This is a genomic window from Methylibium sp. T29-B, assembly GCF_000576225.1.
GTDB lineage: Bacteria > Pseudomonadota > Gammaproteobacteria > Burkholderiales > Burkholderiaceae_C > Methylibium > Methylibium petroleiphilum.
The window spans coordinates 1-13733 of record NZ_AZSN01000102.1 but is presented as its reverse complement, the minus strand read 5'-3'; the positions used below and the strand labels follow the sequence as shown (position 1 = coordinate 13733).

Genomic DNA, 13733 nt, shown 5'->3' with positions numbered 1-13733 from the left:
TCGACACGCGCCCGACGCCGGTCGGCCGCGCCAACGAGGCGCTGCGCCGGCTCGAGACGACGCTCGACGCGCTGGACGCCGCGCTCACGGCCTGACGGCGGCGCCGGAGCGCACCGCTCGTCAGGGGTGAAACTGCCCCGGCAACACCCACAGCAGCAGCGCCGTCATCGTCAGGTAGCGCGCGAACTTGCCGATCGCCATGTAGAGCAGGCAGGGCCAGAACGGCAGCCGCAGCCAGCCAGCCACCGCACACAGCGGGTCACCGACCACCGGCAGCCAGCTCAGCAGGCAGGCCGGCGGGCCGAAGCGCTCGAGCCACTTCAGCACGCGCGCGTCGGCCGGCCTGTGCTTCACGCGCTCGTAGGCACGCTCGGCGCCGTAACCCATCCACCACGTGACCGCGCCGCCGAGCGTGTTGCCGGCGGTGGCCACCAGCACGGCCGGCCAGAACAACTGCGGGTCGAGCTTGACCAGGCCGAACACCGCCGGCTCCGAACCGAACGGCAGCAGCGTGGCCGAGACGAAGGCGACGACGAACACCGTGCTCAGGCCGAACTTCGGCAACGCGAGCACGGCGAGCATCGATTCGAGCCAGCTCTCCATCGATGTGGATTGTCGATGCAGCGCAGCAAGCAGCGCCACCGATCGGTGCCCGACCTGCCCGGATCGCGCCGCTATACTCTGCCCTCTTTTTAAGCACACCGCCTCCCGTGTCTCCCCTGCGCATCGGCTCGATCGAGCTCCCGAACCGGCTGTTCGTGGCACCGATGGCGGGCGTCACCGACCGACCGTTCCGCCAGCTGTGCAAGCGGCTCGGCGCCGGCTATGCGGTGAGCGAGATGGTCACCTCGCGCAAGGAACTCTGGCACAGCCTGAAGACCTCGCGGCGTGCCAACCACGACGGTGAGGTCGCGCCGATCGCGGTGCAGATCGCCGGCACCGAGCCGCTGATGATGGCCGAGGCCGCCGCCTACAACATCGACCGCGGCGCGCAGGTCATCGACATCAACATGGGCTGCCCGGCCAAGAAGGTCTGCAACGTGTGGGCCGGCTCGGCGCTGATGCGCGACGAGTCGCTCGCGCTGCGCATCGTCGAGGCGGTGGTCACCGCCTGCGCGCCGCACGGCGTGCCGGTGACGCTGAAGATGCGCACCGGCTGGAACATGCAGAACCGCAATGCGGTGGCGCTGGCGCGCGGCGCCGAGTCGCTCGGCATCGCGATGCTGACGGTGCACGGCCGCACGCGCGAGCAGGGCTACGCCGGCTCGGCCGAACACGACACCGTGCGCGCGGTGAAGACCGCGGTGCAGGTGCCGGTGGTCGCCAACGGCGACATCGACTCGCCCGAGAAGGCGCGCGACGTGCTCGCCGCAACCGGCGCCGACGCGGTGATGGTCGGCCGCGCTGCGCAGGGGCGGCCGTGGATCTTCCGCGAGATCGCGCACTTCCTCGCCACCGGCGAGCGCCTGCCGCCGCCGCGTACCGCGCAGGCCAAGGCCTGGTTGATCGAACACCTGCACGACCACTACGGCCTGTACGGCGAATACGCCGGCGTGCGCACCGCGCGCAAGCACATCGGCTGGGCAGTGCACGCGTTGCCGGGCGGTGCCCTGTTCCGCGCCCGAATGAACACACTGGAGCGCTGCGAGGCGCAAGTCGCCGCTGTCGGCGATTTCTTCGATGCCCTCGGGGTCGAGCATGAGCTGCTGCCGCAAGCAGCAGCGGCGCTCGAACCGTCCTTCGAACAAGAGGCTGCATGACCAAGAAGCACATCGACGCGTGCATTCGCGAGGGCCTCGATGCCTACTTCAAGGACCTGCGCGGCGCCGATCCGCGCAACATCTACGACATGGTGCTGCAGGTGGTCGAGAAGCCGCTGCTCGACGTGGTGATGCAGCACGCCGAAGGCAACCAGTCACGCGCCGCCGAGTGGCTGGGCATCAACCGCAACACCCTGCGGCGCAAGTTGCTCGAGCACAAGCTCATCAAGCCCTGAGCGCGCCGTACTCCGTTTTCCGCCCCTACCCCGCTTCCACGACCGCCATGGCCACCGCCCTCCTCTCCGTTTCCGACAAGACCGGCATCGTCGAACTCGCCCGGTCCCTGCATGCGCTGGGCGTGAAGCTGCTCTCGACCGGTGGCACGGCCAGGCTGCTGGCCGACAGCGGCCTCCCGGTCACCGAGGTGGCCGACCACACCGGCTTCCCCGAGATGCTCGACGGTCGCGTGAAGACGCTGCACCCGACCATCCACGGCGGCCTGCTGGCGCGCCGCGACCTGCCGGCGCACATGGCCTCGCTGGCCGCGCACGGCATCGAGACGATCGACCTGCTGGTGGTCAACCTCTACCCCTTCGAGGCCACAGTCGCGAAGCCCGGCTGCACGCTGGAGGACGCGATCGAGAACATCGACATCGGCGGACCGGCGATGGTGCGTTCGGCCGCCAAGAACTGGAAGGACGTGGCGGTGCTGACCGACGCCTCGCAGTACGCCGGCGTGCTGGCCGACCTGCAGCAGGACGGCCGGGTGAGCGAGAGCACGCGCTTCGCGCTTGCGGTCGCGGCCTTCAACCGCATCAGCAACTACGACGCGGCCATCAGCGACCACCTGTCGGCGCTGCGCCCCGACGGCACGCGCGCCGAGTTCCCGGCGCAAAGCAACGGCCGCTTCGTCAAGCTGCAGGACCTGCGCTACGGCGAGAACCCGCACCAGAGCGCCGCGTTCTACCGCGACCTGCACCCGGCGCCTGGCTCGCTGGTGAGCGCCGTGCAGCTGCAGGGCAAGGAGCTGTCGTACAACAACATCGCCGACGCCGATGCGGCGTGGGAGTGCGTGAAAGGCTTCGACGCTTCCGTCGACGGGCCGGCCTGCGTGATCGTCAAGCACGCCAACCCCTGCGGCGTGGCCCTCGGCGCCAACGCGGCCGAGGCCTATGGCAAGGCCTTCCGCACCGACCCGACCTCCGCGTTCGGCGGCATCATCGCCTTCAACGTTCCGGTCGACGGCGCGGCAGCGCAGGCGATCGCGAAGCAGTTCGTCGAGGTGCTGATCGCCCCCGGCTATACCGACGAGGCGCGCGCCGTGTTCGCCGCCAAGGCCAACACGCGCGTGCTGCAGATCTCGCTCGACGGCGTGCAGCGCGACGCGCCCGACGCCTGGTCGCGCGGCCTCAATTCGCACGACATCAAGCGCGTCGGCTCGGGTCTGCTGATCCAGAGCGCCGACAACCACGTGCTCGGACTGCAGGACCTGAAAGTCGTCACGAAGCTGGCGCCGACCGACGGACAGCTGGCCGACCTGCTGTTCGCGTGGAAGGTGGCCAAGTTCGTCAAGAGCAATGCCATCGTGTTCTGCGGCGACGGCATGACGCTCGGCGTCGGCGCCGGCCAGATGAGCCGGCTCGACAGCGCGCGCATCGCCAGCATCAAGGCCAGCCACGCCGACCTGAGCCTGGCCGGCTCGGCGGTCGCGAGCGACGCCTTCTTCCCGTTCCGCGACGGCCTCGACGTGCTGGCCGATGCCGGAGCGCGCAGCGTCATCCAGCCCGGCGGCAGCCTGCGCGACGACGAGGTGATCGCCGCCGCCAACGAACGCGGCATCGCGATGGTGCTGACAGGTGTGCGTCACTTCAGGCACTGAGCACGGCCGGCAGCGGGGCCCTGTGGCGCGTGCTCCGAATAGCAGGGGACCATGTCCGCCGCCGCCGACTCGGTAGGCCTGCTGCTGTCCTTCCTGGCACGGCTCATCACCGGGGCGCAGGGGCACTGGTACGGCTGCCCGCCGAAGGCAGAGCAGCGCATCTACTTCGCCAACCACCAGAGCCACCTCGACTGGGTGCTGATCTGGGCCGCGTTGCCGCGCGACCTGCGCGCCCGTACGAGGCCGATCGCCGCGAAGGACTACTGGACCGCCAGCCCGCTGCGCCACTGGATCACGCGCGAGGTGTTCAACGCGGTCTACGTGGCGCGCCAGCGCACGGACGACCAGGACCCGCTCGAGCCCCTCGTCGAGGCCCTGCGAAGCGGTGACTCGCTGGTGATCTTCCCCGAGGCACGCGCAGCAACCGCGGCGACCCGCAGGCCTTCAAGAGCGGCCTGTACCACCTGGCCGAGCAGTTCCCCACGGTGCAGTTGATCCCCGCATGGATCGACAACGTGCAGCGCGTGATGCCCAAGGGGGAGGTGGTGCCGGTGCCCATCCTGTGCTCGGTGACCTTCGGCGCGCCGCTGGCGCCGCTGACGCCCGGCGAGAGCAAGCGCGACTTCCTCGACCGCGCACGCGCGGCCGTGGTCGTGCTGAAGGACGTCGCGGCATGAGCGGCTTGCGGCAGCTCAGTGCCTCGCAGCAGGTGGGCCTGCTGTTCCTGCTGGTGTTCGGCGCGCTGCTGCTGATCAGCGCCGTGGCCCTGCTGCGCTCGCTGCGCGAGCGCGGTGAAGAGAGCCGCGACCGGCACGAACGGTTCAAGCGCGAGCTGCGCGCCCTGTGGATCGGCGCCTCGGTGTTCTGGCTCGCCTGGGTGTCGGGTGCGGCGGGGGCGACACTGCTGTTCGGCGTGCTCAGCTTCCTGGCGCTGCGCGAGTACATCACTCTGATGCACACGCGGCGCAGCGATCACCGCAGCCTGATCCTGGCCTTCTTCATCGTGCTGCCGCTGCAGTACCTGCTGGTGGCCAACCGCAATTTCGACCTGTTTTCGGTCTTCATTCCGGTCTACATCTTCCTGGCGATCCCGGTGGTGAGCGCGCTGGCCGGCGACCCGGAGCGCTTCCTCGAGCGCAACGCGAAGATCCAGTGGGGCATCATGGTCTGCGTCTACGGCATGAGCCATACACCGGCGCTGTTGCTGCTGCAGTTTCCGAACCGCGAGGATCGCGGGGCCTTCCTGGTGTTCTTCCTGGTGCTGGTGGTCGCGGTGGCCCACATCGCTCAGGAGGCCGCGAGCCGGCGCCTGCGCCGCCGCCCCGTGGCGCGCCACATCAGCCGCAGCTTCAGCTACCGTGCCTGGCTGATCGGCGCGCTGGTGGCGGCGATCGTCGGCGGTCTGCTGTACTGGATCACACCCTTCAAGCCGGGGCAAGCGATGGTGATGGCGCTGATCGCCAGTGCCTGCGGCACGATGGGCGAGTTCGTGATGAAGGCGCTCAAGCGCGACGCCGGCGTGCACTACTGGGGCAACCGCGCCTCGGTCACCGGTGCGGTGGGCCTGCTCGACCGCGTGGCGCCGCTGTGCTTCGCGGCGCCTGTGTTCTTCCATTCCGTGCGCTGGTACTTCAACCTGAGCTTCTGATGGCGACACGGATCCTCGGCATCGATCCAGGGCTGCGCACCACCGGATTCGGCGTGGTCGAGTGCGAGGGGTCGCGGCTGCACTACATCGCCAGCGGCACGGTACGCACCGACGCGCTGCCGAACGGCGACCTGCCGGGGCGGCTGAAGATCATCTTCGAGGGTGTGCGCGAGGTCGCGGCGCGCTACCAGCCGGACTGCGCCGCGGTCGAGATCGTGTTCGTCAACGTCAATCCGCAATCGACGCTGTTGCTCGGTCAGGCCCGGGGCGCGGCACTGGCGGCGCTGGTGTCGGGCGATCTGGCCGTGGCCGAGTACACCGCGTTGCAGATGAAGAAGGCGATCGTCGGCCACGGCCACGCCCGCAAGGAGCAGGTGCAGGCCATGGTGGCGCGGCTGCTGTCGCTGCCCGGTGAGCCGAGCCGGGACGCAGCCGATGCGCTCGGCCTCGCGGTCTGCCATGCGCACGCGGGCGCGTCGCAGGCGGCGATCGCCGCCGTCAGCCCGCTGGCGCGGCGCGCCCATGCGCAATACCGCAAGGGCCGCAGCTATTGACCGGCGCCGAGGCCGGTCGGCGGCGATCAGCCGCGCCAGACGACGTTGTGGCGCCGGAAGAGATCGCGCAGGCCTGTGCCGTTGTTGAGGTCGATCAGGCGGCGCTGCATCACCTGCGCCAGGTCGGTCGCGCCGCGCTTCACGGCACAGCCGACCACCCAGCCGTTGCGCGGCGCTCGCGGGATCGGCGGCAGCGGCACGATCTTGTAGCGCGGCTGGCCGGCGAGCGTCGCCTCCAGTTCGGAGGCCAGGCCGGCGGCCGCCACCACCTCGCCGGAGAGCAGGGTCTTCGCCGCTGCCACGCCGTCGGCGTGCTGGGTGCTGAGCGTGTCGCGGAGGGCGCCGGAGTCGGCGCTGGCCAGCAGGTAGCCCGGCAGGGACACGCCCGCCACCGCGATCTTCTGCCCGCGCAGGGCCTCGATGGTCTCGGGCGTCGGACCGCGCTCGCTGTCCCAGGCCAGCATGACCGTCTCGCGGTAGTAGGCGCCGAACACCTCCACCTGCGGATTGGCCTCGATCAGCGGGCGGTCCATCGGCACATGCAGCATCACGTCGGCCGGACCCCAGCCGAGGTAGTGGCCGCGCCAGACGGCGTTGCGCAGGTCGTCGCCGACGCTCTCGCCGGCCGGGATCGGCAACAGGCTGAGCGGCACGCCCACGCTGTCGGCCAGCACCGCGGCCAGATCGACATCGACGCCCTGACCGTTCAGGTTGAACGGCGGCATGTCCTGGTAGACCGCCACCACCAGCCTCCCGCTGCGCCGCACGCGTTCCAGCGCGCTGCCCTCGGCACGGAGCGGCGCGGACAGCGGCGCCAGTGCCGCGGAGGCCCCCAGCAACCGGCGACGGGAGATCACAGCGGCTTCTCGCGGCGGGTTTCGAGGTAGCTCTTGATGGCCCAGACCGCTTCCTGCTGCATCACGCCCTCGAACGGCGGCATGTAGACGGCGCCGTTGCGGGTGCGTCCGTGGCGCACCGTGGTGGCGTAATACTCGTCCATTTCCTTCACGCAGGCGGCCTTCTTCTTGTCGTCCTTCAGCGTGGCGCATTCGCCGTCGAGCTTGCGCAGATCGGGAGCGATCCCGCCGGAGATGGCCTCCAGGCCATGGCAGCGGGCACAGTTCTGGTTATAGGCCGAGGTGCCGATCTTGATGGCCTCGTCGTTCTTGCGGTACGGATTCTCGGCGCGCCATGTATCACCGAGCGCGGGGAGCGACTGGGTATCGACGGCCTGCGGCGTGACGTCCCCGTGGGCGTAGGCGCCCGCGGCGCCGGCGATCAGGCTCAGCGCGACGAGATGGCGCAGGCACTGGGTACGAAAGTTCATAGAAAGATGCTCCAAATCAGAGGGACAGTCCGAGGGTGCAAGTGATGTGCCATCGCCACAGTTCTGCCCCGAACCCCTGCTCGTGACGGTTCACACCGTCATTTTGCTCCACACTGGAGCATACTGACGCTCCCCATGGATGTGCCGCAGGGCCAGGCTGGCACGGTGACAGGGGGACGATTCAGGCAGTGACGACAAGGCGTTCAAACGCCTAGGCAATGGACACACAGCAGAGGCGGCTGCCGGCCGCCCGAGAGGCTGACGCCCCCAAGGAGACACGATGACCGCATCCCCCACCGCCACGCGCGCTGCCCAGCGTGACAGCCGGCGCCCGTCCGGGTTCGGCCATTCCGCGACGAGCGTCTGGCTGCCGCCGGACCCGGGTCACGTCGACACCATCGCGCAGTCGCATGAACGCTGTGCCTCGCTGCGGCTGAGCCCGATCCGGCCGCCGGACCACACCCCGCTGATGCGCTCGGATCTGGCGGTGGCCCGGGAGCGCAACCGCTGTCTGTCGCTCCATGCGGTGCCGGTGATGGAGATGCTGCTGGAGCAGATTCTCGCGACGCAGAGCATGGTGCTGCTGACCGACGTGCAGGGCACGGTGCTGCATTCGATCGGTCACGACGACTTCCTGACGCGTGCGTCCAAGGTCGCGCTGGCGCCGGGCGTCAACTGGAGCGAATCGAGCAAGGGCACCAACGCCATCGGGACCGCGCTGGTCACCGAAACGCCGACCATCGTGCATGCCGACGAGCACTTCGTCCACGCCAACCAGTTCCTGACCTGCTCGTCCTCGCCGATCTTCGATCCGCGCGGCAACCTGGTCGGCGTGCTCGACGTCAGCGGCGATCACCACTCCTTCCACGTCCACACGATGGGCCTGGTGAAGATGTCGGCGCGCATGATCCAGAACCACTGGCTGATCGAGGACAGCCACCAGACCCTGCGCCTGCATTTCCACCTGCGTCGCGACTATCTCGGCACGCTGATGGAAGGCATCGTCTCCGTCGGGCAGGACGGCAAGCTGCTGGCCGCCAATCGCGCCGCACTGGACATGCTGCGCCTGTCGGGCGCGGCCTTGCGGATGAACACGGTCACCGGCCTGTTCGGCGTGTCGCTCGGAGCGCTGGTCGACCATTTCGGCTCGACGCTGTCGACGCCACTGGAGCTGAGCCTGCCCGACGGCCGCCAGATCCATGCGAACGCCCGCTTCAATGGCACCGGCTGGCACCAACTGGGCCGCGCCCGTGACGATCAGCCGGAGGCGCTCGCCCACGAGGCGGCCCGCGAGCCGGCCGCCCGCGACGCGCTGCCCGACACCGCTCGCGAACCGACGGCCCATCCCAATGCCGTGCCGCCGTCGCCGAGCCTGCGACAGCTGCAGACCGGGGATGCGCGCATGGACGACGTGGTCACGCGCGTCAAGCGAGTGCTCGACCGCGACATCCCGGTGCTGATCCAGGGCGAGACCGGCACCGGCAAGGAAATGCTGGCCCGCGCGATCCACCAGGGCTCGCGCCGCGCCAGCGGCCCCTTCATTGCCGTCAACTGCGCATCGATCCCCGAGACCCTGATCGAGTCGGAGCTGTTCGGCTACGAGGAAGGCGCGTTCACCGGCGCGCGCCGCAAGGGCGCCGTGGGCAAGGTCCTGCAGGCGCACGGCGGCACGCTGTTCCTCGACGAGATCGGCGACATGCCGCTGGGCCTGCAGGCGCGGCTGCTGCGGGTGCTGCAGGAACGTGAGGTCACGCCGCTCGGTGGCACGCGGGCGCTGCCGGTCGATGTGTCGGTCATCAGCGCGACCCATCAACCGCTGCGAGAACTGATCGACCGCAAGCAGTTTCGCGAGGACCTGTACTACCGCTTGAACGGCCTGGTGGTGCAGTTGCCGGCGCTGCGCGAGCGCACCGACCTGCTGGCGCTGACCGAGAAGCTGCTCAAGCGCGAGTGCCGTGGTCGTCTGCTGCGCCTCGACGCCGAGGTGTTGCGGCTGATGCAGGCTTGCCGCTGGCCGGGCAATATCCGCCAGTTGGCCACCGTGCTGCGCACCGCGGTGGCGATGGCTGGCGACGATGCCGTGATCACCGTCGACCACCTGTCCGAAGACTTTCTGCAGGATGCGCGTCGCACACTGGACGAGGAGCCCGCCTCGGTCGCCGCCTCTCGGCCGCCGGTGAGCATGGCCCAGCACACTAACCCGCAACCCTCGGACGCGGCAGCACCCGACGGCCTCGGCAGCGCCCAGGTCGGCGAAGCGCCGGGCGGACGCAGCACGCTGCACCAGCTCGAGCACGACACCGTCCGCCGCGCGCTGGCCGAGGCCGGCGGCAACATCTCGGTCGCCGCCCGGCGACTGGGCATCAGCCGCAACACGATCTACCGCAAGCTCTACTGGCCGCCAGGCGCCGGCCGTTGAGCGCCACCGGGTGCAGTGCCGGCGAAAACCAGGTCCGGACGGATCTGCGTCGGCGCCGGCACCGCGCCGTGGTCAGAGCTCGACCAGGCCGTTCTGCGCCGCCAGCCGCAGCAATTGCAGGTCGTTCGCTGCACCCAGCTTCTGCCGGATCAGCGACATGTAGTTCAGCACCGTCTTGTCGCCGAGGTGCATGGCCTCGGCGATCGCACGCGTCGCGAGGCCCTGGGCGGCCAGCCGCAGCACATCGAACTCGCGCGGCGTGAGCTGCCGCAGCGGCCCGCCGCGCTCCACTTCCAGGGGATCGAGCATCGCCTCGACCAGTTCGCTGGAAAACACCCGGCGGCCCTGAGCGACCTGACGCACCGCATCCAGCATCGCCTGCGGGTCGGAGTCCTTGGTCAGGTAGCCCAGCGCACCGGCGCGCAAGGCCTGCAGTGCATAGCTCTGCTGGGCGTGCATCGTGAACACCAGGATCCGCAGCGAGGCCAGCCGGGCGCGCAATCTCTGGATGGCCTGCAGGCCGCTGTCGTCCTTCAGGCTGAGATCGACGACGGCGACGTCGATCTGCTGCAGGCGCAGTTGCTCGCAGGCCTGAGCCGAGGTGGCGCAGGCTGCGACCACGCACATGTCGGGCTCGGCATCGATGAGCTGCCGGTACCCCGCCCGCACCACCGCGTGATCGTCAAGCAGCAAGACGTGTATCAAGCATTTCTCCCTCGAGTGACTCGGTGACGGCGACGGCCGGCACCGGCACCCAGACTTCGACGCACAGGCCAGGACCGGCGTTGTCGACCAGTCGCAATCCGCCACCCACCATGGCCAGGCGCTCGCGCATGCCGAGCAGGCCGAGGCCACCCCCGCGGCAGCGCACTGGCGCGGCCGCAGCCATCGTCGATCACCCGCATCCGCACACGCTGCACGGCCGGCACATCGATACGAACCTGCACTTCGCCGGCGCCGCTGTGTCGGTAGGCGTTCGTCAACGCTTCCTGCAGGCTGCGGTAGAGCGCGAGCGCGGCATCCTCTGGCAGTGCCGGCAGCGGCACGGCGATGTCGGCCCGGATCGTCACCGTTGGGTGATGAGCCCGGGCCCGATCGATCAAGCCCGCCAGTTCGTGCGCCAGTCCTTCGGCCTCGAGCCCGTGCGGCCGCAGCCGGCTCAAGAGCGTGCGCAGCTGCAGTCGGATGCATCCCAGCGAAGCGACCATCTGGTCCGCGCAGCGCGCCAGCTCTACCGGATCAAGCCGTGCGGCATGGCGCTGAAGCAGCGAAGCCGTGGCCGACATGGCGGTCAGATGCTGGCCGAACTCGTCGTGCAGGTCGCTCGCCAGCCTGCGCCGCTCGCGCTCCTGCACGTCGATCAGTCGCTGGGTGAGCCGGCTCTGCTCGCACCGCGCCGTGGCCAGTCCGGCGGCGAGCTCGTCGATGCCCCGCGCGATAGCCGCGTACTCGCGCAGCCTCAAGGCCGGGAAGCCCGGTTCCGGCTGGCCGGCCTGCAGCCGGGCCAGTCCGGCACACAGCACGCTGGCCGGCGCCAGCGCTTGGCGCACGATCCACCACACGCCGAACAGCATCGCCCCGCCGGCCACGAGCAACAGCAGCAGCAACGGCAGCACATCGCCCAGTACCTCGTCGATCTCGCTGTCGGGCGCCGGTTCGACGATCAGCGTTCGCGGACCGATCGCGATGCGGTGCTGGGCCACGGGCTTTCCCGCGGGCGCCAGCCGGCGAGCGTAGTCGTGGAGCAGTGACACCTGCTCCAGGTTGTCCTGACTCGGCTCATCGGCCCAGCGCACCCGCAGGTGCCGTGCATGCCCCTCCGCGAGCAGGGCCTGCAGCCGGAGTTGGCTGTGCGCGTCGCCGAGGTTTGCCTCCGCAGCAGTCGACAGCAGTTCCACCACCGCGTTGGCGCCCTGCATCTCGTCCTGGATGCCCGAGCGCAGCGCCACGGCGGTGTAGACCAGCGTGATCCCCAGCCACAGCGCCGCGAGCAAGGCGAGCCAGACCACGAGGCGCTTGCTCAAGTCCATGGGTGTCTCCTTTGCTACGTCGATCGCATGCACACCGGGCAGGCAGCAATCGTCATTCCTGACCCGATCGCGGCGAGCGGGAGGATCTCCCGATCTCGCGCGGGCGATCTCCCGATACACCGTGGACCCCGCTTCCTAGACTCCGGCTCGCTCGTACACCACAACATGAGGAGATACCGATGAGCAAGCATCCCGTCCGTCACGCCCTGTCCGTCGCAGCGGCGCTGGCCGTCCTGGGACTGTCCCAGGGTGCGCACGCCGTCAAGAACGTCACCTGGGAAGACATCTCGAACGACGACCGCACGAGCACCGACGTCCTGAGCTACGGTCTGGGCCTGAAGGCCCAACGCTACAGCCCGCTGAAGCAGATATCGACCGCCAACGTGCAGAAGCTCGTCCCGGCATGGAGCCACTCCTTCGGCGGCGAAAAGCAGCGCGGCCAGGAAGGCCAGGTGCTGGTGCATGACGGCGTGATCTACGCGACCAGTTCCTACTCTCGCTTCACGGCGCTCGACGCGAAGACCGGCCGGCAGCTGTGGACCTACGAACACCGCCTGCCCGACGACATCCGTCCGTGCTGCGACGTCGTCAACCGCGGCCCCGCCATCTACGGCGACAAGGTCTACTTCGGTACGCTCGACGCACGCGTCGTGGCGCTGGACCGCGCCACCGGCAAGGTGGTGTGGAACGAGAAGTTCGGTGACCACAAGGTGGGCTACACGATGACCGGCGCGCCCTTCATCGTGAAGGACAAGAAGTCCGGTCGCGTGCTGCTGATCCACGGCTCGTCGGGCGACGAGTTCGGCGTCGTCGGATGGCTGTTCGCACGCGATCCCGACACCGGCGCCGAGGTCTGGGCTCGCCCGATGGTCGAGGGCCACATGGGCCGCCTGAACGGCAAGGACAGCACGGTGACCGGCGATGCGAAGGCCCCCTCGTGGCCGCGTGACAAGGACGGCAAGCTGGTCGAGGCGTGGCACCAGGGCGGCGGCGCGCCGTGGCAGACCGCGTCGTTCGATGCCGAGAACAACACCATCGTGATCGGCACCGGCAACCCGGCGCCGTGGAACACCTGGAAGCGCACGAAGGAAGGCGACGACCCGCGCAACTGGGACAGCCTGTTCACCTCGGGTCAGGCCTACGTCGATGCGTCGACCGGCGAACTCAAGGGCTTCTTCCAGCACACGCCGAACGATGCCTGGGACTTCTCGGGCAACAACTCGATCGTGCTGTTCGAGTACAAGGACCCGAAGTCCGGCAAGCTGGTGAAGGCCGGCGCGCATGCCGACCGCAACGGCTTCTTCTTCGTGACCGACCGCGAGAAGCTCGCGACCGGCGCCGGCTATCCGAACAAGCCGACCGCGCTGCTCGGTGCGTGGCCGTTCGTCGACGGCATCACCTGGGCCAAGGGTTTCGACCTGAAGACCGGCAAGCCGATCGAGAACAACAACCGTCCGCCGGCCCCCAAGCCCGGCGCCGACAAGGGCGAGTCGATCTTCGTGTCGCCGCCGTTCCTGGGCGGCACCAACTGGATGCCGATGAGCTACAGCCCGGACACCGGCCTGTTCTACATCCCGGCGAACCACTGGGCGATGGACTACTGGACCGAGCACCTGACCTACAAGGCCGGCTCGGCCTACCTCGGCCAGGGCTTCCGCATCAAGCGGCTGTACGAGGACCACGTCGGCACGCTGCGGGCAATCGACCCGGTGACCGGCAAGATCGCGTGGGAACACAAGGAGAAGCTCCCGCTGTGGGCCGGCACGATGACGACGGCCGGCGGCCTGCTGTTCACCGGCACCTCCGACGGCTACGTGAAGGCCTTCGACAGCAAGACCGGCAAGGAACTGTGGAAGTTCCAGACCGGCTCGGGCGTGGTCTCGGTCCCGGTGACCTGGGAGCAGGACGGCGAGCAGTACGTCGGCATCCAGTCGGGCTACGGCGGCGCCGTGCCCCTGTGGGGCGGTGACATGGCCGAGATGACCAAGAAGGTCACGCAGGGCGGCTCGATGTGGGTCTTCAAGCTGCCCAAGTAGGCAGACCCCGCTCGTGAGGGGCGGACCGGCGACCCCGCCGGCCCGCCCCTTCGTCCTCACTCCCCTTCGGCCGACGACAA

The 13733-nt window shown here is 69.3% G+C and carries 12 protein-coding genes and 1 pseudogene; 8 read left to right on the top strand and 5 right to left on the bottom strand.

Translation table 11 applies throughout. The features are described 5' to 3' along the window. Positions 1–120 precede the first annotated feature (120 nt). Positions 121–603: a YqaA family protein gene (locus tag Y694_RS15005; protein ID WP_011828087.1), complete on the bottom strand. Its 483-nt coding sequence runs from the start codon at positions 601–603 to the stop codon at positions 121–123. Positions 604–719: 116 nt separating this feature from the next. On the opposite strand from Y694_RS15005, the gene dusB reads away from it, so the two are divergent. The 6 genes and pseudogenes from dusB (at position 720) to ruvC (ending at position 5841) form a co-directional block, all read left to right on the top strand. After that, positions 720–1760, top strand: coding sequence for a tRNA dihydrouridine synthase DusB (gene dusB, locus Y694_RS15000; RefSeq protein WP_036233908.1), 1041 nt, complete (start codon positions 720–722; stop codon positions 1758–1760). Beyond that, on the top strand, positions 1757–1996 hold the full coding sequence (locus Y694_RS14995) for a Fis family transcriptional regulator (RefSeq protein ID WP_036233906.1): 240 nt from the start codon (positions 1757–1759) through the stop codon (positions 1994–1996). The genes dusB and Y694_RS14995 overlap by 4 nt, the downstream gene beginning before the upstream one ends. A 47-nt stretch (positions 1997–2043) precedes the next feature. Then, positions 2044–3639, top strand: a complete 1596-nt coding sequence (purH, locus tag Y694_RS14990; protein WP_011828085.1) for a bifunctional phosphoribosylaminoimidazolecarboxamide formyltransferase/IMP cyclohydrolase — start codon at positions 2044–2046, stop codon at positions 3637–3639. Between the two features lie 51 nt (positions 3640–3690). Continuing rightward, positions 3691–4316, top strand: a pseudogene (locus Y694_RS14985) (lysophospholipid acyltransferase family protein). After that, positions 4313–5287 carry a phosphatidate cytidylyltransferase gene (locus tag Y694_RS14980; protein ID WP_011828083.1) on the top strand — a complete coding sequence of 325 codons (975 nt, stop codon included), beginning with the start codon at positions 4313–4315 and terminating at the stop codon, positions 5285–5287. The pseudogene Y694_RS14985 and the gene Y694_RS14980 overlap by 4 nt, the downstream one beginning before the upstream one ends. After that, a complete protein-coding gene (gene ruvC / locus Y694_RS14975; RefSeq protein ID WP_011828082.1) occupies positions 5287–5841 on the top strand; it encodes a crossover junction endodeoxyribonuclease RuvC in 555 nt (184 codons plus the stop codon). The genes Y694_RS14980 and ruvC overlap by 1 nt, the downstream gene beginning before the upstream one ends. Before the next feature lie 26 nt (positions 5842–5867). On the opposite strand, the gene Y694_RS14970 is transcribed toward ruvC, so the two are convergent. Beyond that, complete coding sequence (locus tag Y694_RS14970) at positions 5868–6698, bottom strand: ABC transporter substrate-binding protein (RefSeq protein ID WP_036233904.1); 831 nt, start codon at positions 6696–6698, stop codon at positions 5868–5870. Continuing rightward, positions 6695–7168, bottom strand: a complete 474-nt coding sequence (pedF, locus tag Y694_RS14965; RefSeq protein WP_036233902.1) for a cytochrome c-550 PedF — start codon at positions 7166–7168, stop codon at positions 6695–6697. Before pedF ends, Y694_RS14970 begins: the two co-directional genes overlap by 4 nt. A gap of 280 nt (positions 7169–7448) precedes the next feature. On the opposite strand from pedF, the gene Y694_RS14960 reads away from it, so the two are divergent. Then, entirely contained in the window at positions 7449–9587 is a 2139-nt protein-coding gene (locus Y694_RS14960; RefSeq protein WP_036233900.1) for a sigma-54-dependent Fis family transcriptional regulator, read from the top strand. Between the two features lie 72 nt (positions 9588–9659). Here the strand turns inward: Y694_RS14960 and Y694_RS26015 are convergent, their stop codons facing one another. Together Y694_RS26015 and Y694_RS26010 are read right to left on the bottom strand one after the other, a co-directional pair. Further along, on the bottom strand, positions 9660–10292 hold the full coding sequence (locus Y694_RS26015; RefSeq protein WP_193373376.1) for a response regulator transcription factor: 633 nt from the start codon (positions 10290–10292) through the stop codon (positions 9660–9662). Continuing rightward, positions 10289–11617: a sensor histidine kinase gene (locus Y694_RS26010; protein WP_036233895.1), complete on the bottom strand. Its 1329-nt coding sequence runs from the start codon at positions 11615–11617 to the stop codon at positions 10289–10291. The genes Y694_RS26015 and Y694_RS26010 overlap by 4 nt, the downstream gene beginning before the upstream one ends. Positions 11618–11796: 179 nt before the next feature. Here Y694_RS26010 and Y694_RS14945 point away from each other — a divergent pair, with 179 nt between their 5' ends. After that, complete coding sequence (locus tag Y694_RS14945) at positions 11797–13653, top strand: methanol/ethanol family PQQ-dependent dehydrogenase (RefSeq protein WP_011828076.1); 1857 nt, start codon at positions 11797–11799, stop codon at positions 13651–13653. The last annotated feature ends 80 nt before the right edge of the window (positions 13654–13733 follow it).